This window comes from Methanogenium marinum (assembly GCF_028912405.1).
GTDB lineage: Archaea > Halobacteriota > Methanomicrobia > Methanomicrobiales > Methanomicrobiaceae > Methanogenium > Methanogenium marinum.
Genome location: NZ_JAKELO010000002.1, coordinates 1,738,823 through 1,758,871, shown reverse-complemented (window position 1 = coordinate 1,758,871; position 20,049 = coordinate 1,738,823). Strand labels below are relative to the sequence as shown.

Genomic DNA, 20,049 nt, shown 5'->3' with positions numbered 1-20,049 from the left:
GAACGGAAATAATTCAATGGGGGGCTGTATTAGCTACGCTATGTGCGCTGTGTGCAGCCGGATGTACAGACTATGGGGGCAACGGGGGAGCCCCGGAAGTGGAGACAGTTTCCGGGTACACAGATATGACCGCAGAGGAAGCGTCATCCTTTGCGATGAAGGCATCCACACTTGTAGTTGATGTATCCCCGGTATGGACTGAGGGACATATCCCCGGTGCGGTGAGCATGCCTCTCGCGACTCTTGAAGAAGAACTGGCATACCTCGGCAGGGACCGTGAGTATCTCATTTACTGCCACAGTGACAGTGCAAGCATACAGGGTGCAGAAACATTTGCTTCAAACGGATTCTCACCGGTATACCGGATGAAAGGCAATTATGCAGCATGGACAGATGCCGGATACCCAGTTGAAATGCCGGGGTACATGAATGTAACCGCAGAGCAGGCAAAAAATGTCATTGATGCCACAGGATCACGGATTATCATCGTAGATGTATCCCCGGCTTATCTTGATGGGCATATTGCAGGGGCTGTGAGTGCGCCACTTGCGACACTGGAAACAGAGATGATGACCATGGATAAATCCCGGCCGTATCTCATCTACTGCCACACAGACGAAGCAAGTATATCAGGAGCTCAGGCATTCGTGGATGCTGGGTTCAACCCGGTACACCGTCTTGAAGGGAATTATGCAGCATGGGTTGATGCAGGATATCCTATTGCTGTAGGTAAAGAAATTTAATTGATTAAAATACGGGATTTATTCTTTTTACCAGACTCCTGTACCAGAACTATCCATCCCCCCCGGAACCCACTCATTTTTCCTGTTCCCGTTCGTTTAATGCAGTGTCCGAACAATATTGTTGTCAGTTATATGGACAGTGAGAACGGGAAAACCGTCTGCAACAGCCCGGTCGTACAGGCACGGGTCAGAGCAGGCATGACAGTGGCTGAACTGGTGGAAGAACTGGGAAAGGCCGGAGCGTATAATGCAGGATATCTCGCACGGGCGACGGATATCTGCACTGAGATGTTCACCGATGGGGAGACAACACGATTTTTAGGCCTTGCAGGAGCAATGGTTCCCGGCGGAATGGGCGGGATAGTCGAAGACCTCATCCGTGACGGCTACGTCGATGTATTGGTTTCAACTGGTGCCAACCTCACCCATGACACTATTGAGGCCATCGGGTGCCATCATTACCATGGCACCGAAATATGTGATGACGATGAACTCTATGAAGAAGAGATTAATCGAATATATGACGTTTTCCTGCCATCTGATGCTTTTGTGACATTTGAGGAATTTATGCAGAAAACTCTTGGAGAACTCGAAGATGGCACTACCCTCTCGATATCCGGTCTTCTGCGTCACATTGGTGAACACCTTGACTCCGGTATTCTTGCAGCAGCAGCAAAAGCTGATATTCCGGTGTACTGCCCTGCCATCCAGGACTCAATGATCGGCCTGCAATATTGGCTCTTTAACCAGATGCACAAAGTGACCATAGATGCGTTCGCCGATATGAACGGCCTGATGGACACCTGTTTCAATGCAAAACGGGCAGGAGCATTTTTAATCGGTGGCGGCGTGCCGAAAAACTATATTTTCCAGAGCATGCTTATGACACCAAACGGCTTTGATTACGCCGTCCAGCTCACCGGGGACCGACCTGATCTCGGCGGACTCTCCGGGGCGACACTGAACGAAGCGAAGTCATGGGGAAAAGTGACAGGCGAAGCACGTGCCCAGACAGTCTATGGCGATGCAACCATTACACTGCCCCTCATCATTGCCGCCATGCGGGAGAGAATTGAGCATGCCTGACCTGATATTAGCCCTGGACGTCCTTAGCCGCTCAGAGGCACTTCGTGTCGCAGATGCCGCAGCCCCCCACCTGGATGCCATAAAGATTGGATATCCACTGGTGCTTGCAGCAGGGCTGGATATTGCAGGCCCCCTGAGCGGATTTGGCATACCCCTCATTGCCGATTTCAAGGTGGCTGATATTCCGAACACCAACCGGCTCATCGCAGAACAGGTCTTTGCAGCCGGATTCTCTGCTATCATCTGTCAGGGATTCTGCGGGAGTGACTCTGTTGCCGCCTGTGTTGAGGCCGCTGATGATGCCGGTGGGGAATGTTATGTTGTCACAGAGATGAGCCATCCCGGTGCTCTTGAATTTTTAAGCGGGAAAAATGCCGAACTGCTGGCACAGATGGCTGTTGATGTCGGTGCACATGGCATCATTGCACCTGCCACACGACCCGAACGTGTGCAGACCCTGCGCGCCATCATTGGAGAGAAGAAGATTCTCTCACCCGGCGTGGGTGCGCAGGGTGGGGATCCGGCAGTCATTGCCCCACTGATTGATGGGATGATCGTGGGGAGAGCTATCTACACCGCAGAGAACCCTGCAAAGGCAGCACGTGCCTATGCAGAATTTCGCCGATGAAGATTGACCGATTCTGATGCAGGCCATCGTGGCCCGCAGGTGATGAACCCTATGAGTCATCTGAGGCAAACCCCTATTTTATTCAGCAAATTTCTGTTAACCATTCTTCTTTTCAGGAAATCGAATGGACCATTTTTTCTCATACTGCCCTTCTAAGCAGAAGCTAAAATAAATCTCGCTAATCATGGAAATTTATATACGGATATTGTTGAAAAAATCGTAAAATTACAAATTGGCCACACCAATAATCTTATCTTTCCGGTCGATGAGAATATTTCATGAACTGGACCCCGGAACAACTCAGCCTCAAGAAAAAATACCCCACTCTTCAGGATATTCCAAATGAAGAACGCAGGTACAAGTGCCATACCTGTCACCACGTTGTTGATGAAACACCATGCCCCTGCTGCGGTGAAACACAACTTGAGATCATGTGCCCACTTGACCACTGTCACTGCACCCACAATATCACTGAGACAATCGAATACTGCCCTCTCTGTGGCCAGCCAGTCTGTCCGGAATGCGGCAGTCATGATGTATCACAGGTCTCCCGTGTAACAGGATATCTTGCGGATGTATCCGGATGGAACCAAGGCAAACAGCAGGAACTCAAAGACCGGGCTCACTACAACGTTGCCTGATATTCCCGACAATTTTCTTTTTCAATTCACAGTGTTTTTCATATCAGATACAACATATACTCAGATATGCGGTACTTTCTCAGGGACGGGGCACTATTTATCCGCGGTGCATTCACCGCAGTCATGTCAGGCACACAGGAGACTGACAGAGATAGCAGAATCACCCGGATATCGACAATCATCGCCACACATCTGCCACATAATAATACAACAGAGGATGCCGACACCCTCATTGGAAATCTCCTCAGGAAAAGTGGATACGATACCGATGCAATCATTCTGCCGGTCCCAAACCACATAGACCAGCTTCGCGTCTTTGCCTATGATGGAATCATGGTATTTATTCTCGCACAGCCGGGTAAACAGGGAGAGCGTCCGGACCCTGTTACCGTCATTGTCTGTTGCCGTGAACCACTCCCAGAAGCAAGTCTCAGATTACTTCAAAATACCGCAGAAGATGCGATACATCAGGCATTCATCATGGCCGGGTTTCCGGCGGGATCCGGAACGGATACTTTTCTCACATGTTGTGGAGAAACAGAAGAATACTCCGATTTTCATGCACGTCTGGCACGGGCAGAGGCTCTTGTGACTGAGACAATAGCATATGGCATCCCTGAAACATGGGCAACGAGTGAGATACCATTCCACAGAAAACCACCATTTTATATCCACAGTTCCATCGGTGGCGAGCGCTGGACGCGGTGGATTCCTGACGGATGTCCATATTATCCCTGTCATCCATCATGCGAAGGCCAGCGGTGTGATTTTTGCTACTGCCCTTTATACCCTTGCGGTGATGAATCACAGGGAAAATGGCTGGAACGCGAAAATTCCGGGAAAATCTGGTCCTGTGAAGGATGTACTCTCGTCCATGAACCAACCGTTGCAGACTATCTGATCCATAACCCTGAAGCATCCCTCAAAGAACTAAAAAATATACGAAAAAAAGGAAAAAATAAGGAATAATATTTCTTATTCTTCCATGCCCAGAGCTTCAAGAAGCTCATCCAGGGGTATTCCGTGACCAAGTGCTGCCTGTCTCATCGTCTCTCCGTTAGCAAGAGCACAGCCAATGCATCCCATTCCAAATCTGAAAAGGACATCTGCTGCTTCTGGCTTCTCTTTTAACACATCTGCTATTGTACTGTCTGCGGTAACAGTCATGACTCTTCTGTTAGGTATCCGAAGTATTTATTTTATATCTAAATCCCCTGCATCAGTTTTACTTTCACCCTGCACGGACAAGTATTAATCATCAATCCCGGATACTCAATATCAAACCAAGCAGGTTTATGTATCGCATGATGAACACTACATAATCAGAAAAAAAACCACGGAGATGTATTATGGATTCAATTACTAAAACAGCAGAAAGAATCTCCAAAACAATTGAAGAACGAGGGGGAAAGCCGGAAACAGAAAAGATCGAGGCCAAACTTCGTCTCCTCATCAACGAGTTTCTTATCCCGGAAGAAGACGCCGAACGCCAGGTAACTAATGAGGTGATGCGCGAACAGCAGATCACTGTACAGCGTGAAGCGGAAGAAAAAAAACAGATTGCAGAACTCCAGCCAAATGACTGGGCCACCATTGAAGGAAAGGTTGTGATGGTTTCTGCCGGAGGCAACTCTTCAATTGCACAGCGGGGAATCATTGCAGATGAAAGCGGTGCAGTAGAGTTTGTTATCTGGGATAAAGCACAACTCACGCCTCTCGAAGAAAATGCATGGTACAGGATTGAATCCTGTGTTGCGGATACATTCAGGGATAACCTCAATGTCAAACTCCACTCAGGCACAAAAATAGTTCCGGTGCCGGGAATGAGCAGAATTGTCAGCCAGGATTGGCACCCGATTGCAGAGAAGATGGCTGCATCATCCGGAGACTCATCAGAATTGAGAACCATTGCATCGTTAAATCCCGATGAATGGGTCACCATCGAAGGAAAGGTGACAAAAACATCAGAAGGGGGAAATCCAAAAATATCACAGCGGGGGATTATTGCAGATGCAACTGATGCTATTGAATTTGTCATCTGGAGTAAATCGGAACTTCCACCCCTGGAAGAAGGGAACTGGTACAGAATTGAGTCTGCTGTTGCAGATAGTTATAAGGAAAAAATGAGTTTGAAACTCCATTCAGGTACGAAAATAACTCCTATTTCTGATACAGACAAGAGCATTTCCCCAGCAGCAGATGAGATGGCCGTGACACTGAAAACCGGATCAGACAGTACGGATGAAGTCAGTGAAATCGCTTCCGCTAAGCCAGATGACTGGGTAACGATAGAAGGGAAAATTGTGGCTCTCCAGCCATCACCCAGCCCCTCTATTGCACAGAAGGGAATCATTGCAGACGGAAGCGGAGCGATAGAATTTGTAGTCTGGGAAAAAGCCGGAGCAGAACCTCTTGAAGAGCACAAGTGGTACAAAATTGAAAGAGCAACCATCAGTGAATTCCGCAGTGCCCCAAGCATGAACGTTCACTCCGGGACAACAATAACACCAATTACCGAAGACCGCTCTTTAATGCCGGTTATTGCCCCTCTTGCAGACCTCACCCCAGGTGTTGCATGTGTACGGGTGAAGATGCTCACCAACTGGGAGGTGCGCTCAGACCGAATGCTCCAGTCAGGTCTTGTTGGTGATGAAACCGACAGGATGAAATTTGTCATCTGGAAGAACCGTGACGAAAGTGCAGATGAGACTACCCTTGAAGAAGATAAGGTCTATAGCATCTATTATGCAGGCGTTGAGGAGTACAACGAACGATATTCCCTCAATCTTTCCGGGGCAACTATCCTTGAAGAAGAGGGAGAAGATATTGAAATTGGAAGTGACGGACGCGATGAAACAATCACTGGTGCTGTTGTGCATATGAGCGCAGGATCCGGCCTTATTAAACGCTGCAGGGTGGAAGGGTGCAACCGGGCACTTTCCCGCCAAAACTTCTGCTCAGTTCACGAGATGCAGCAGGAATTCAGATATGACCTCCGGATAACCGGTGTCGTCGATGATGGCATCACTGCAAAGAACATCATTATGCAACGGGACGCTGTTGAGAAAGTAACCGGCCTCACCCTTGAGAAAGCAGTTGAAATTGCAGAGAACTCACCGCTCGGACCGGATGACGTCTTTATGCAGTTCCAGGACCGCCTGATGGGGAGATACATCACCTGCAGTGGCCCGGATATTGATGGCACTCTCCTTGTCCGTGATGCTGAATCGGTGAACCTTGTTACCTATGACCAGGGAGAGCACGTGCTGTTGATAAACCGAGCTGAAGGACAAAAAGGAGGTGAATTCTGATGAGTACACCAGCAGCCCCGGCAGGCAATCAGCGACGTTACATGCGTGAACCCGCCCGGAGAGCATTTGCAGCAGAAGTACGGGAAGTCCGCCTCACCTTCAAAGATGGTGAAGACGAGAAGAGTCCGGTCTATGTCATGCTCCCCAGTGGGATACGCTGTAACCGAATATTCTTTTGTGGCCAAATGATACGAAAAGAGCTAAAAGGAGAGGAGAATCCATTTTACTCTGTGCGAATCCAGGATCCAACCGGGATATTCTTTGTCAATGCAGGTGGTTACCAACCTGAGGCAAAACAGCAGATATCACGTATAGATGAGAGTGCATGGGTAGCAGTCGTTGGAAAAGCAGTAGCACGTGACACCCCTGATGGTACAACCTTTGTCTCAGTCCGGGCAGAATCTGTCGCAGAGATTGATGAGGATACCTACCGGAAATGGGTAGACGAAACAGCAGGCCAGACGCTTGACCGTGCTGATGCCTTCGGTCAGACAGAAGATAGCAGAAAGGCGCATGAATTCTATACAAACGATCCGGAAACATACCGTCAGATGGCACTCCATGCACTCCAGCGGATAACATTCTAAAACCTTTTTTCCCTGTGCATCATATTGAATGAAAGGATACCTGTTTCGGGCAGGTATGTAGCCAATCCAGGCACCAGGTGATGATGCACTGACTACCATAGTAACAGATTTAAGGAGAGAAACACTGGCAGATTTTCTGGGAGTCTCAGCTGACCGCATCACCCAATCGGCTGGCAGAATCTATGGATACCATGCATATTACTGTGACAGGAATCAGGCATATCTGATACTCAGAGATGATGAGGCAGAACAGGCAGCACGAAAAGCAATATCAGAGCGAGTATGGGTCGTTGCGCTTGAATCAGTATTTGAATATTTTGGCATTGATGCATATCCCGCAGACGCAATTGAAGCTATTGGAAAAGAGCCGCTCTTTCATGTCAATGACGAACTCCGCGCAATTATCCAGAGTACATGCGGAATGGACACCCTCGCTTCACGTATGCTCGAACTGGGAAATCGTCCAAACATTCTCGCAGATTTTGACCAGCGTGAACACCAGCATCAGGATTACTGCATCTATCGTCTGTTTTGAAGAATTCAGGTTCGTTTTCCCGGTGCAACAGGGCCCTTCCACTCGCCTTTCAGTTCTGGATGATCACGAAGGATTTTGCTCACCGTACTACGGGAGACACTAAAGATACGGCACACTTCACCAATGGATTTTCCTGACCGCCGTGCTGCCAGGAGATCGGATATCCCTTTTTGATCCAGAGCATGGGGCCGTCCGGGCCGACGGCTGGAAACACCCGCACTCTTTTTTCCACGTTTCCCCTTTGAATGCTGGACTGAAAACTTGTCCAGATAACGATAAAATGAGAAGACAGCATCGCGTCGTTCATCGGAATCATACCCACCTGATATAAAATCTCCCTGGGCCCAGTAGGGGATATACCCACTTTTCAGAACCATCGAAAGTTCTGTGATGAAGACATCCGGGATTTTTAGTGTCACATTCAGATCATGGAATATAATATTGGAAATTCCATTATATTCACAATAGTTCAGCATTTCAATAAATTCAGGACGATTTGAGGCTGGAATCAGAGGAGACTGATTATCATGAAAAATCCGGTCAATATCAAACCGGTATTTACAAAAATGCTCAATTTCAACTTTTTGTGTCTCAAAATCAGCAGTTCTACGGCTGTTAAGATATACCACTGACTGTTGTTTCATGGCATCACATCAAAGGTTGGACAGGATATATTCTTTGATAACCTTATAAATAAATTTGGTTCCTTTTGGATCTGTTTTATTGACTTTATTTCCCTGTGGCGATGTGACCACACCACCGCCGGATATGTGTGCTGTATTTACCGGTAAATGAACCAACACACGATGTTACAACGACCATTACAGCAACAATCGGAACAACGGCAGATGACCCGTATAACAGTGCCAGGAGAATTGAAAATTCTCCACGTGATGCCGTGTCCGCCCATATATCAATTCCGGAGTAAATCCTTCCATGAATAGCTTTCCCTATTACCAAACCAGAAAATAATTTAGAAATCAGTGCAAGAACAATCACAGAAGTGAGAATGACAAGAGAGGGTACACCGGATAAACTGACCGATATTCCAAAAAATACAAAAAATATGACCAGAAAAACCTCCCTGAACGGACGGACAACCACTTCGGCACGATCAGCTGCTGCAAGAGAGACGGCCGAACCAAGAATAATGACAAACAGACTGTCAGGGACACCGGTTAGCTCGGATACCGCAACTGCCAGTACAACAGCCAGAAATACAGCTAGTATTGGAAGTTCATCTTCCCGTGCAAAGAACTGCCAGAGGCGGCTCTGGAATTTCCACACACAGGCAAAGGCTGCCGCTGCAACACAAATAATAATTCCAATAATGCGGAACGGCGATACGTCCTGTGCCGTAAACAGGATCAACAATGCTACCAGCATGATATCTTCAAATACCATCATCCAGATCACAGTATCAGATTCACGAAACCCAAGTTTCCGGTTGTCAATCAGTGAGGAAAGGGCAATAGCTGAACTTGATATATAAAATGCTCCGGCGAGCACCACTGCATCATAGAAGGGCAAACCGATAATGAGCGCCACCGCAAACCCGGCAGCAAAGTTGATAACAAGATCAATAGTTCCGGCAATCAGAAAGGAACCACGCCGCTTTGCCACTTCACCCGGGTGAAGATGAAGACCCATTGTAAAGAGGAGAAACAAAAGGCCCATATGGGCAATCCATTCTGATATTTCAGACGTCCCTACAATGCCAAGGCCTGCAGTCCCCAGGAGCAGGCCGGTGATGATATAAAATGGAATGGGGGGAATAGCATACCGTCGGCAGATGAGTGCCACTACTACACATGCTGCCAGCGCAATGGCAATTCCTTCCATCCCTTCCATCCTTTTTACTCCATGAACTCCTGCTCAAATGTCCGGATCTGATCAGATTCACCAATAACTACAACGGCATCTCCTGACATAAACCTGAAATCAGGACGTGGGTTCACGGTATTTTTTCCATCACGTGAAACTGCAAGAATCGTCACTCCGGTACGGGACCGGATATCAAGATCCGTGATTGATTTTCCTGATAGTTGATCACGGATGATATAGGTGTGCACCACAATCCTGAGGTCTGCAAGAGCAGAGAAAGCAATCTCCACCCCTTCCTCTTCTGCCTCCATAATGGCACCGGTGAGAACATTCCCCAGCCTTCGTGACTCCATCGGATTCAGATCTGCTGCATAGCAGTCCGGACATCGTGCCGGCTGTGTATATAGCTGAACTCTGCCATTTGGCATAAAGATGACAGAGATGAGATCCCCACTCTCCGTCTCCAGTTCATATTTCGTCCCGATGCCGGGAAGCACCTGGTGAAAGAACCCCATACCTCAGAATATGGGACGAGAGCATTAATGTATACCGGTAAAGAAGTACTCAAAGGAAAAACGGCGCATTTCGTCCACAATACGCCGGAGGAAAATACCAATGAAACCACCAGCCGGAAAAAGACTGAAGACAGCAGATATTGCTGAGACGACGGGGCTCCCTGAAGAAGACATACGTGACATTGCACAAAGACATGGTGACCGGATTCCTTCACGGAAGATGGGCCGAATTCAGATATATGATGAAAAGGCCGCCGAAATATTCACTGCAATTGCACACGAGGAGAGAATAGAGAAGGAACCGTCTCTACATGGAAATGAAGATAAATCTGAAACAGCAGTGAATGAAAAGAAAAAATACACTACCTCATCCCGACTCGGTAATATCTCAAAAAAACGCGAAGAGGAAGAGAAAGCTATGAAGGCCACACCCAGGGGGAAAGATACTCTGCCTTCAGGTCGTGTCCCGACTCAGCTAATCAATACTGTTGCAATGCAGGGCCAGCAGTTCTCCCGGTTTTCAGACCGGCTCACTGCGATTGAAGATGCAGCTACTGCTGACAGGAAGGCATTCAAAGAGCAAATTGAACGTCTCGAACGTCAGGTTGCTGCACTTCAGGAACAGATGGAATCAGTGGACTCCTGGATACAGTATGTTGACCAGAGAATGGATACAGCAGATGCACAGACAAAAAAGCTTGCCGAAGAGACATATATCTGGACAGAATATGTCAGAGATGAGCTTGCATACCTTAGACTGTCCTGGTGGAAACGAAGACAGCAAAAATAATATTTTTTGAGAATCATAGAGAATCCGTTTCAGTGAATATCACATACTCATTGGCCTAATAGTCCACTGTCAAATGAGTCTGCCATAATCAAAATGAGTATTTTTCCGCCAATTCTTTCAGGATGCACAATATTTCTGTGAGATGTTCCTGATATCAATCTTTTTATAGGTGGCACTTCAGTATTAACCACCTGACGAATTTTTGGGGGAGTGCATCATTCAGAGAAATTTCCTGCGGATAGTAATACTCTGCGCAATAGTTGCAGTAATTATCCTGTATCTATTTGACATATCGGACTATCTCAACACAGATCTTACACAATCAGAGGAGTTAGAAGGAGTTGAAGTCAGGGATTACGAGGGGGAGGACCTGTCCAAAATATCAGCATTTCGGGAAAACTCAATAAAGGGCCCACAGCACATTTCAGAGGAAGATTACCAGCTTACCATCTCGGGTTTGGTAAACAATACAAAGATCTATTCATATAGTCAGATTTTATCGGAATTTAGCAATTACAAAAAAGTAGTAACCATCCATTGTGTCGAAGGGTGGGACGTTACCATTCTCTGGGAAGGGGCCCTGGTAAAAGACATAATTGAACCTTCTGAAATACTTCCTTCCGCAAATACGGTGATTTTTACTGCAAATGATGGATATACGACATCATTCCCTCTTAGTTACATAATTGACAACGATATCATCATGGCCTACTCCATGAACAACGTAACCCTCCCTGCGGAGAGAGGGTTTCCCTTTATGCTCGTTGCGGAGGACAAATGGGGATATAAGTGGATAAAATGGATTACAAAGATAGACCTTTCAGACGATGAAAACTATCGCGGATACTGGGAGAAGAGAGGTTATTCAGACACAGGTGATCTTGACAGGAGTTTCTTTGATTAAGATGTATTTTCGGGGATTGCAATGACAACAAAGGTTTACCGGATATGGACAAACAGGATTTTGTTGGTACTTACATTTCTCATTCTGTTTACGGGATTTGGTATCACATACCCAGGTATCGTCGAACCGTTAACTCTTGGATTACTTGGTAAATCACTTTCTTTCAGGCTTCATACATTTTTGTGGGGACCGTTTGTGGTAGCAGTATTGGTTCACATCTATTTTGCAACCGGCCCAAAAACGGGTGTCAGAACAAAAAAGCAGGACACAGAGAAATAAGTGTATCAAAAGATACCCGACCGGGGTAATTTTATCACAGGATGCAGGTATGGCAGCTTTCCCGGTATGCGGACAGACCCACGATAACGGAAGATGCAATGACTTATGATGGGACACATTCGGAGAACGAATTGGACGATTTAATGTGACAGGCCACTATACTCCCGAAACATATGATGTGGAAAAATCTCCGGATTTAAATTTTCCACATTCCGGAGTTTTAAAAAAAATAAAAATATGATTATCTCTTCTTCATTGCCGCATATCCGGCAATTCCAAAGACAGCACAGATGAGTGCCAGTGTTGTGAAGATACTACCTGAGGAAGTAGGAGTCGCTTCAGCAGGCGTACTGGTCTCTGTTGCAGATGTAGGTGCAGGGGTCATCTCCGCACCCGTCTCTGCTGCACTGAATGCAACCAGACCGTAGCCATCATAGAGCACAGGCGATTCTGCAATGAATACACCCTCACTTGAGCCTGTCGTCGGAAGCAGGACTGCTGTCCCGTCAGGCTGGTAGCCGGCAACCATTACATTCCCGGCACCGCCACTGCTCTCTACCCAGAGTGCAGGGGCCGTAAGAGTCACGATTACACTGTCTGCTGCCACAGGAGCTGAGAAGGAGAGCGGCATGATAAACGCCACGTCACCCACAATCTTTCCGGTAGACTGTGCTGCCTGTTTCAGACCGTTTTCGACCGATGCAGGCACGTCTCCCTTAAGAGAGAGGCGCATCTCGTTATCTGCGGTGGGCATAACCAGGAAGTCAAGCGTGATGCCACCTGTCACACCGCCAATACCATTGAGCGTGGCAGTCATGGGATTTGCCACAAAGAATACACGGGTGACTTCACCGGAGATGAGATTGCTATCCTCGGAAATACCGGTGGCCTCAATGTGAAGTGTTCCGTTTGACATGCGGATCTGCACTTCCTTGCCGACAATGACGACTGACGCATCATTTGCCTCAGCAACACGGCGGTCAATGGAGAACGTCTTTGTGTTGTCGAGAGTGCTGAAAGTCACTGCAGAGGAGACAATCGTGTATGACCCGGCAGATGCGACAGGTTGTGTCGCAACAGGAGTTGGTGTAGGTGCAGGTGTCCACCCGGAATCGTCACTGTCATAATAAGAAGATGAGGTAGACACTGCTGCCATACCAAAGAGTGACAACCCGTTTGGTGAGAATGCCTCAAAAATCATCAGGCCTTCTGCATCTTCGCCAACATACGTCGTTTCGAGAATTTCTGTGACGCCCTCTTCTCCGTGGCGGATGATCTGAATTGCATTCATACCACCATGTGCAGTGACCCATTCAGGTGTCACTGCCATTCTGATGGTTGCATTGGTGATGTCGTCACCGTTCGTGATTCCGGATTTCTGGATGTTCAGTGTGTATGCCACATCTGTGATCCCAACTCCCTCTCCTGCTGCAGCAATCTGGAAGTAAGAAAGCATCTCAGATGAGGGATCCTTTGAAATCATTGATTTAATGGTTGCATCATCACTTGGCATGCCAGTCAGATTAACAAGGAATTCTGCAGTAACATTTCCAACTTCAGGAACAGTGCCTGATACCGGGTCGCCTGTTGCAATCACGCCGGTAACACTACCGGTTGCCGCGGTTGCATTCTCTGTAACACCATTTGTCCTGATGAGCATGCTCTCCCAGCCATTGCCGGCAGGGAAGAGTGCGATGTTAGAACCATCCACGTCTACATTGCCACCGGTAAGGTCGACACAGACAGTATCGCCGTCGGTCACCACACAGGGCGGAACACCGTCACAGTCCTTTTCGGCCACAGGCAGGCTGCCGATCGGGAATGTCAGGTCGAGCGAAACAGTCTCTGCACCCACAAATGTCGGGTGTTCAAGCGCCTCAACACCGTTCACGATGAAGGTGATAGGTTCACCAATGACATACTGGTTACCGGTGAGGGCAAAGGGAGCGTCAGCGGTTGCATACACATTCGTATCAGCCATCTCACCGGTTCCGGCTGCAATGCCGCCGATGAATGCCTGAATCGATGTGCCTGTTAAGATATCTCCCCATTCTGCCGTAACTGCTCCGGAATACTCATCCGGCGCATACGGGAGGTCAAGAATGACCTTTACGACATTCCGCACACTCTTCACGCCATCGTAATGGGCGGTGACATTCGGACCGACAAGGCGCAGTGGCCAGCCATTTCCGTCATCCGGCCGCATAAGCTGACCGTTGAGTGTGTTTGCAAGGACATAATTGTTGTTTCTGATTGTATCACGGCTGTCAATTACCGTCTCATAGCCATCTTCAGCAATGATATGGATATTATAGCCCTGTTCGGCAAGAGTCTGGTTATATGATTTTCCAACGTGTGAGTTGGCATCATCTACAAATCCACAGATCAGCCAGAGTGGCATGCCATCCCAGGTGTTGCCGGAGCCATCTGTGTAGGTGGCCTTATGGTTGCCGGACATGGTACATCCCATCGCACCCTCGAAGTATCCTTTCGATAATTCAGCAGGGATTGCACCTATTGCTGCCAGATTCCATGTTGGATCTGCATATGTGGTGAGTTCAATACGGGTCACCATCCGGGCAGAAAGACCCGCACAGGATGGAAGACCGGAGTTATAGTGCCAGTACTGGAACGGAATTCCTTCATACATATCCTTCTGGCCGAAGATGGCATCATCAGTTACAAAGAAGATGCGGAATCCATCAGCGTAATCCGGCATCGTACCGCCCCAGCCTGCACTGTACCATGCAAGAACCGGTTCTCCGACACAGTCTGCCGGTTCACAGATTACTTCGTATGGGAGTTTGCTTGTCCACCCATCTGTTGCAACGAATTTGACTTCAGTTCCAGCGTCTACTCCACCTGCGAGATCACAAAGTTCACGGATGGAAGTCCCTTTCATCTGTTCTGATACCTTGAATCCGGCCGGATAGGTTTCAGCCATATCCCATGGATCATTTGGTGGGAAACAGAGTCCCTCAAATTTGTATTCTGTAACACCGTCACCATAGACCGGCAGATTGTCTGCCATCCAGTCCCAGGTTACGGTTACATTGGAAAGTTCAGTAACACCGTCATCGGCGTACTTCACGATGGTCAGCGGTGTTGTGCCTTCCGGTTCACAGAAATCTGTCAGTTCAATCTTTGCGAGGTTCCCAACACCATAGCTTGCTTCCGGCAGGTCAGGACCGACCAGACGCAGGGGGAAACTGTCCTCAAGGGCTGAACCATTCAGGGTGTTTGCGACAATGAGGCCATTGTTGCGGGCAACAAGATTACTCGAAAGGCTCTTGGAATACCCATCGTCTGCAGTCACAATAACTGTGTAGCCGGCAAGTGCAACGGCATCGTTGAACCCGTCTGAGCCGTGCGGAGTGCGGTCATCGACCCACCCTGCAAGTATCCAGAGCGGAATGCCACCCCACTGTTCACCAGTCTCTTCATTTGTCCAGGTCTGCTGGTGGTGGCACACAAGTGCCTCTTCAAAGAATGCCTCTGTAATGTTACAGGAGATAATTCCCTTGGTGTAGAGGTTATAGGAACCCTCAGTAGGTTCAGACGGAATCAGTTCAACCAGATCAATGGTTGCGATGTTTGAAATTGCTGAGCCTGTGAATTTACCTTCGGTTTCATCCCAGACTGCCGGTCCTACCAACCGCAGGGGGTATGGCGCCTTGTCACCTTCATCTGAAAGCGGTTCACCGTTGCAGATGCTTGCAAGGATGTAGTCCTCCGAGCGTGCCATATCAGCGCTTGCAAAGTCTCGGGAAAATCCGTCACCAGCGATGATACGGACCGTATATCCTTCTGCTGCTGCGGTGTCATCAAACGTCCAGTGGGTTGTTGTCTCATAGTTGTCAGAGACTGCAGCCATGACCCAGAGCGGGACACCTTCCCAGACATCGCCGTTTCCGTCAGTCCATGTGACCGCGTGCATGCAGAAGTCATTGAATTCTGCTTCTGTTACAACATCAGAGATAACACCGTTTACTGCAAGTTCCCAGCCTTCAGATGGTTCCGGGACACCAATGAGTTCAATGGTGGCGATACCACCAACGAGTTTACCTGCGCCAACCTCTTCACCGGACATTCGGAGCGGCCAGCAGGGCTTTTCCTTGTCACCGATAGTTGCCGGAAGTGCAGCACCGTCGAGGGTGTTTGCTACAAAGATATTTTCATTTACTGCAATATCTGCAGATTCAAAGTTGATTGAATACCCATCTCCGGAAGTCACTTCAACAGAATACCCCTCCGCTGCAAGTTCACGATTGAATGCACCCGAGCCATGGGTAATATCATCATCAACAAGACCTGCAAGGAAATAAAGTGGCATACCGGCCCATGTGCCATCTACATCTGTATATGATGCAGAATGACCACAGCCAACGCCTGCTTCGAAGTATGCCTTGTCAACCGTAAATTCACGGGCACCGTTCTTTACCACAATGCTCCAGTCCTCACCGGGTGTCGGGCCACTGCCGTCACCAACCTGCATGCGTATGACTGCAGTCGCATTATCAGTAGTTTCGTCAGACTTCGGGCCGTAGTAGAAGACAACAGAGTCCCCGTCTTCAATCACGTTGTTGGAGATGCCGGTGACATCAGAATAATAATTTTGATAGACACCGTTGAGCTGATAATTCCAGCTAAGAGCATTATCCTTGCTATAATTGTACCAGGTATCACCGGTACCAATATCATCAAGAAGTGCTGTGGCTTTTGAGTCTTTCCAGCCACCAAGATACGTAAACGGTACAAGGCCAGATGCAGTATCAAGAGCCCCATGTGGCGTCAGATATGAGACCTCGTGACCATCCCAGTCAAAGGTGCCATCACTGAGAGCTACAGGACCTTCATAGATGACATCAACCGGGCCAATGGGTTCTGCCGGGTTGACCCAGATACGGATTACTGCCAAAGCATTTTCCGTTGTCTCATCAGACTTCGGACCATAGTAAAATTCTACGTAGTCACCGTCTTCAAGCACATTATTGGAGATTCCTGTCGTGTCTGACCAATAATTCTGATAAGCACCATTCAACTGGTAATTCCAGGCAAGGCTGTCTTCCTTACTGTAGTTGTACCAGGTGCCGTCAGCACCAATATTGTCGATAAATGCAGTTGCCTTGGAATCACTCCAGCCACCGATGTATTCAAGGGGTGCAACTCCTGATGCTGAATCAAGCGCACCGTGTGGAGTCATATCTTCGACATCATGACCATCCCAGGTGAATGTGCCGTCCGTAAGAGCTACTGAACCTTCAAAAAGAACATCCACCGCACCTGTGGGCACATCACCCGCGAAATTCACATCAATTGTGATGAGTGCTGTCGCATTTGCGGTTGTGGTGTCATCTTTCGGACCATAGTAAAACGTGATCTCATCACCGTCTGCAAGGCCGGCGAAATTTGAGATACCGGTTTCTGTAGAGTAGTAATTCTGATAAACACCGTTCAGCTGATAATTCCAGCCAACCCCATCATCCTTACTATAATTGAACCAGGTATCATCTGCAAAGATATCGTTCAGTAACGCAGTGCTCTGGCTGTCTTTCCAGGCACCAACATACGTGAATCCACCATACGTTGCAGCGGCTTCAAGCCCACCGTGCGGAGTCTGACAATTGATGTCATACGAGTCACCATTGGAGTCAGTCCACGAGAATGTTTCAGCAGCAAGGGTGACACTGCCATCATAGATCTCTGTCGGACCGGTGCCCGCGAAATTTACATCAATCGTGATGAGTGCTGTCGCATTCGCGGTTGTGGTGTCATCTTTCGGACCATAGTAATACGTGATCTCATCACCGTCTGCAAGGCCGGCGAAATTTGAGATACCGGTTTCTGTAGAGTAGTAATTCTGATAAACACCGTTCAGCTGATAATTCCAGCCAACTCCATCATCTTTACTATAATTGAACCAGGTATCATCTGCAAAGATATCGTTCAGTAACGCAGTGCTCTGGCTGTCTTTCCAGGCACCAACATACGTGAATCCACCATCCGTTGCAGCGGCTTCAAGCGCACCATGTGGGGTCTGACTATTGATGTCATACGAGTCACCATTGGAGTCAGTCCACGAGAATGTTTCAACAGCAAGGGTGACGCTGCCATCATAAATGGTCACAGGCCCCTCAGGTACCGGCTCATCTGTCAGAATCTTAATAATATTGATGTTCTGCACACCAAGACCTGTTGTTGCAGGATACGTGGCAGAGAAATAGTGCCAGTATATTTGTGGCATTGTCTCATGCATATCCCAGTTTCCATAGACATGGGCTCCTTCAGGATTGGTAGAAGTGTCTGCAAAGAATACATTGCGCATACCATCCGAGTAAGAATCATCAGTCACTGAATTGCCGTTTTTCTCCCAGGCAAGCACAACCTGACCCTGACGGGACTGCGGGTTATAGACATTGTCATAGGGCAATGATTTGCTATATCCATCAGAGGCACGGAGAACAATCACATCTCCACTTTCAGCACCACCAGCTAATTCGCAGAGGTCTTTAATGTCAGTACCTCTTACCGCACCCATGTCCTTATCTTCCCAGTTTATTGTCTCTGATGGATCCCAGAGATTTGAGAGATTAAAGCTCGGACCCTGTGCGTAGTAGTGCGTTGTTCCATCTCCCATCACGGGGAGATTTGCTTCCATCCATGCAACACTGACAGTCTTTTCATTGAGAACTGTCGTGCCGTCATCTGCGATTTTTTGCACTGTCACTTCTGTTGTGAAAGCAGCACATGCCGGAACGGCACATACCACTAACACCAAAAGCAGGGCAAAAAAGAGGGGCAGACCCCTTTTGTTAACCAAATCAACTATACTCATAAATATCATAACCCCTGAAGCATACCACTTATATCAGGTGCAATAGTCTCACATCCAGACAAATAAATAGATTACCATAATATGTACTGTTAATTACATAACATTAACATTTTAATCTGCAGGGTTCTTCGCGCCAATCCTGCAAGATATTGCCGCAGATATTTCGGAATTTTTATTATTCATCCAGATAGGATTGTTCACCCGGTACGGATGATAAATTCCGCACACCCCTCCGGCACGTTCATATCCACCATTTGTAATAATGCAGAACGTGTGCCAAATATTCTGAATCAGGCTGATTTATTGTGCATCTCCCGCCCCGATGCCATTCCACAGCACCCGGAGTCCCTCGTCTATTATCTCGTCTGTTGTCATCCCCGGGCATCCCGCCCCGGGGACGATCCCGATGATACCCGCTGCGGCCTGCAGGATGAGGGAAGAAGAGAGGAAGGGAATGGATATTAGAGTCTATAGAGCGACCCTGGACTGGTTTCTCGACATAATGGGAGAGCCCCAGATAAATACTGGCGCTGAATACGCCTAGAACATACCATTGTCGTGCGCCATCATATCGGGGATGACCTGCAACACATCCCAGTGTTCTACGATTTTGCCGAACTCATCCAACCGGAAAATATCGATACCCGCCCAGTCCTGATCCCCCGGCCATTGCTGATAGCAGTGAAGCACGACATATTTGCCTTCGGCAATCACGTGCCTGAACTCAACATGCTTTTCCGGATACTCTTCTGCCATCTGCTCGAAGTGCGCGATAAAGGCTTCTTTCCCATCAGCAACCGCCGGGTTGTGCTGGATATAAACATTGCCGACGTACCGTTCGATGGCCTCAGCCGGCTTACCCTGATTGAACATCAGGTTATAAAATGCAGTAACGGTTTTTTTATTGCGCTCGAGTTGTTCGCTCATTATTGTCGGCTCCTGTAATTGGTCAGCATACTCTCGAACCCTTTGTCAATGCGATCGGCGAAAATGATTTTGGACAAAATATGGCAGTGAAGTCCTTCCCAACCAAAGAAGGGAAAAATATGGCATGTCAGCAGGCACCATCGCCACCTCCCGCCGGTTCGACAACCAGCTCCCGGTCGCCGTCCCCATGATGGTCTTCTCCGTCATGCTCGGAGATGTCGTCCTCACGGATGTTCCCGCAATAGACTTCATCGGCGCCATGCAGGCAATATTCTTGATATTTTTGGCCTCGCAGTGGTGGGTATTGTTTGTTCGGTCGCGCAGGAAAAGGAACAATTGCGAGGGTAATATCAACAAATTCGCAGGCAGGCCAAAATACCTGAGACCTGTTTTTTTGAGGAAAAAAAGGAAGCAGGAGATGTGCAAAAAAACGGGAGATTATTG

The 20,049-nt window shown here is 48.0% G+C and carries 16 protein-coding genes; 10 read left to right on the top strand and 6 right to left on the bottom strand.

Going from position 1 to position 20,049, the window contains the following annotated elements; translation table 11 throughout:
- The first annotated feature begins 98 nt into the window (after positions 1 to 98).
- The 5 genes from L0665_RS08780 to L0665_RS08760 all read left to right on the top strand — a co-directional run bounded on the left by L0665_RS08780 (position 99) and on the right by L0665_RS08760 (position 4,067).
- Positions 99 to 743 (top strand): rhodanese-like domain-containing protein, encoded by a 645-nt coding sequence (locus tag L0665_RS08780; RefSeq protein WP_274925310.1) that lies wholly within the window; start codon positions 99 to 101, stop codon positions 741 to 743.
- 132 nt (positions 744 to 875) lie between these two features.
- Positions 876 to 1,829, top strand: coding sequence for a deoxyhypusine synthase (locus L0665_RS08775; protein ID WP_274925309.1), 954 nt, complete (start codon positions 876 to 878; stop codon positions 1,827 to 1,829).
- Positions 1,822 to 2,457 carry an orotidine-5'-phosphate decarboxylase gene (gene pyrF, locus L0665_RS08770; protein ID WP_274925308.1) on the top strand — a complete coding sequence of 212 codons (636 nt, stop codon included), beginning with the start codon at positions 1,822 to 1,824 and terminating at the stop codon, positions 2,455 to 2,457. Before L0665_RS08775 ends, pyrF begins: the two co-directional genes overlap by 8 nt.
- A gap of 278 nt (positions 2,458 to 2,735) precedes the next feature.
- A complete protein-coding gene (gene nrdD, locus L0665_RS08765) occupies positions 2,736 to 3,098 on the top strand; it encodes an anaerobic ribonucleoside-triphosphate reductase (protein WP_274925307.1) in 363 nt (120 codons plus the stop codon).
- A gap of 66 nt (positions 3,099 to 3,164) precedes the next feature.
- On the top strand, positions 3,165 to 4,067 hold the full coding sequence (locus tag L0665_RS08760; RefSeq protein ID WP_274925306.1) for a cysteine-rich small domain-containing protein: 903 nt from the start codon (positions 3,165 to 3,167) through the stop codon (positions 4,065 to 4,067).
- A gap of 6 nt (positions 4,068 to 4,073) precedes the next feature.
- On the opposite strand, the gene L0665_RS08755 is transcribed toward L0665_RS08760, so the two are convergent.
- Positions 4,074 to 4,265: a DUF1858 domain-containing protein gene (locus tag L0665_RS08755; protein WP_274925305.1), complete on the bottom strand. Its 192-nt coding sequence runs from the start codon at positions 4,263 to 4,265 to the stop codon at positions 4,074 to 4,076.
- Positions 4,266 to 4,447: 182 nt separating this feature from the next.
- On the opposite strand from L0665_RS08755, the gene L0665_RS08750 reads away from it, so the two are divergent.
- A complete protein-coding gene (locus L0665_RS08750) occupies positions 4,448 to 6,409 on the top strand; it encodes a hypothetical protein (protein ID WP_274925304.1) in 1,962 nt (653 codons plus the stop codon).
- Positions 6,409 to 6,996: a nucleic acid-binding protein gene (locus L0665_RS08745; protein ID WP_274925303.1), complete on the top strand. Its 588-nt coding sequence runs from the start codon at positions 6,409 to 6,411 to the stop codon at positions 6,994 to 6,996. Before L0665_RS08750 ends, L0665_RS08745 begins: the two co-directional genes overlap by 1 nt.
- Positions 6,997 to 7,536: 540 nt before the next feature.
- On the opposite strand, the gene L0665_RS08740 is transcribed toward L0665_RS08745, so the two are convergent.
- From L0665_RS08740 to L0665_RS08730, 3 genes are all read right to left on the bottom strand, one after another.
- A complete protein-coding gene (locus L0665_RS08740; RefSeq protein ID WP_274925302.1) occupies positions 7,537 to 8,175 on the bottom strand; it encodes a helix-turn-helix domain-containing protein in 639 nt (212 codons plus the stop codon).
- Between the two features lie 85 nt (positions 8,176 to 8,260).
- Positions 8,261 to 9,382 carry a cation:proton antiporter gene (locus L0665_RS08735; protein ID WP_274925301.1) on the bottom strand — a complete coding sequence of 374 codons (1,122 nt, stop codon included), beginning with the start codon at positions 9,380 to 9,382 and terminating at the stop codon, positions 8,261 to 8,263.
- A 5-nt stretch (positions 9,383 to 9,387) separates the two neighbouring features.
- Positions 9,388 to 9,870 carry a cation:proton antiporter regulatory subunit gene (locus tag L0665_RS08730; RefSeq protein ID WP_274925300.1) on the bottom strand — a complete coding sequence of 161 codons (483 nt, stop codon included), beginning with the start codon at positions 9,868 to 9,870 and terminating at the stop codon, positions 9,388 to 9,390.
- Between the two features lie 100 nt (positions 9,871 to 9,970).
- Between L0665_RS08730 and L0665_RS08725 the strand changes: the two genes are divergently transcribed.
- Positions 9,971 to 10,660: a hypothetical protein gene (locus L0665_RS08725; protein ID WP_274925299.1), complete on the top strand. Its 690-nt coding sequence runs from the start codon at positions 9,971 to 9,973 to the stop codon at positions 10,658 to 10,660.
- A 202-nt stretch (positions 10,661 to 10,862) separates the two neighbouring features.
- Positions 10,863 to 11,564 carry a molybdopterin-dependent oxidoreductase gene (locus tag L0665_RS08720; protein WP_274925298.1) on the top strand — a complete coding sequence of 234 codons (702 nt, stop codon included), beginning with the start codon at positions 10,863 to 10,865 and terminating at the stop codon, positions 11,562 to 11,564.
- A 520-nt stretch (positions 11,565 to 12,084) separates the two neighbouring features.
- Here the strand turns inward: L0665_RS08720 and L0665_RS08715 are convergent.
- Positions 12,085 to 18,678, bottom strand: a complete 6,594-nt coding sequence (locus tag L0665_RS08715; RefSeq protein WP_274925297.1) for a hypothetical protein — start codon at positions 18,676 to 18,678, stop codon at positions 12,085 to 12,087.
- 210 nt (positions 18,679 to 18,888) lie between these two features.
- On the opposite strand from L0665_RS08715, the gene L0665_RS08710 reads away from it, so the two are divergent.
- Positions 18,889 to 19,143 carry a hypothetical protein gene (locus tag L0665_RS08710; RefSeq protein WP_274925296.1) on the top strand — a complete coding sequence of 85 codons (255 nt, stop codon included), beginning with the start codon at positions 18,889 to 18,891 and terminating at the stop codon, positions 19,141 to 19,143.
- Between the two features lie 75 nt (positions 19,144 to 19,218).
- Here L0665_RS08710 and L0665_RS08705 read toward each other — a convergent pair whose 3' ends face one another.
- Entirely contained in the window at positions 19,219 to 19,605 is a 387-nt protein-coding gene (locus tag L0665_RS08705) for a nuclear transport factor 2 family protein (RefSeq protein WP_274925295.1), read from the bottom strand.
- Between the last annotated feature and the right edge of the window lie 444 nt (positions 19,606 to 20,049).

Coding starts and splice junctions, on each gene's coding strand:
- L0665_RS08705 (WP_274925295.1), bottom strand. CDS start 19,605: ATGAGCGAACAACTCGAGCGCAATAAAAAAACCGTTACTGCATTTTAT.
- L0665_RS08740 (WP_274925302.1), bottom strand. CDS start 8,175: ATGAAACAACAGTCAGTGGTATATCTTAACAGCCGTAGAACTGCTGAT.
- nrdD (WP_274925307.1), top strand. CDS start 2,736: ATGAACTGGACCCCGGAACAACTCAGCCTCAAGAAAAAATACCCCACT.
- pyrF (WP_274925308.1), top strand. CDS start 1,822: ATGCCTGACCTGATATTAGCCCTGGACGTCCTTAGCCGCTCAGAGGCA.
- L0665_RS08730 (WP_274925300.1), bottom strand. CDS start 9,870: ATGGGGTTCTTTCACCAGGTGCTTCCCGGCATCGGGACGAAATATGAA.
- L0665_RS08760 (WP_274925306.1), top strand. CDS start 3,165: ATGCGGTACTTTCTCAGGGACGGGGCACTATTTATCCGCGGTGCATTC.
- L0665_RS08710 (WP_274925296.1), top strand. CDS start 18,889: ATGATAAATTCCGCACACCCCTCCGGCACGTTCATATCCACCATTTGT.
- L0665_RS08735 (WP_274925301.1), bottom strand. CDS start 9,382: ATGGAAGGGATGGAAGGAATTGCCATTGCGCTGGCAGCATGTGTAGTA.
- L0665_RS08750 (WP_274925304.1), top strand. CDS start 4,448: ATGGATTCAATTACTAAAACAGCAGAAAGAATCTCCAAAACAATTGAA.
- L0665_RS08755 (WP_274925305.1), bottom strand. CDS start 4,265: ATGACTGTTACCGCAGACAGTACAATAGCAGATGTGTTAAAAGAGAAG.
- L0665_RS08775 (WP_274925309.1), top strand. CDS start 876: ATGGACAGTGAGAACGGGAAAACCGTCTGCAACAGCCCGGTCGTACAG.
- L0665_RS08725 (WP_274925299.1), top strand. CDS start 9,971: ATGAAACCACCAGCCGGAAAAAGACTGAAGACAGCAGATATTGCTGAG.
- L0665_RS08745 (WP_274925303.1), top strand. CDS start 6,409: ATGAGTACACCAGCAGCCCCGGCAGGCAATCAGCGACGTTACATGCGT.
- L0665_RS08715 (WP_274925297.1), bottom strand. CDS start 18,678: ATGAGTATAGTTGATTTGGTTAACAAAAGGGGTCTGCCCCTCTTTTTT.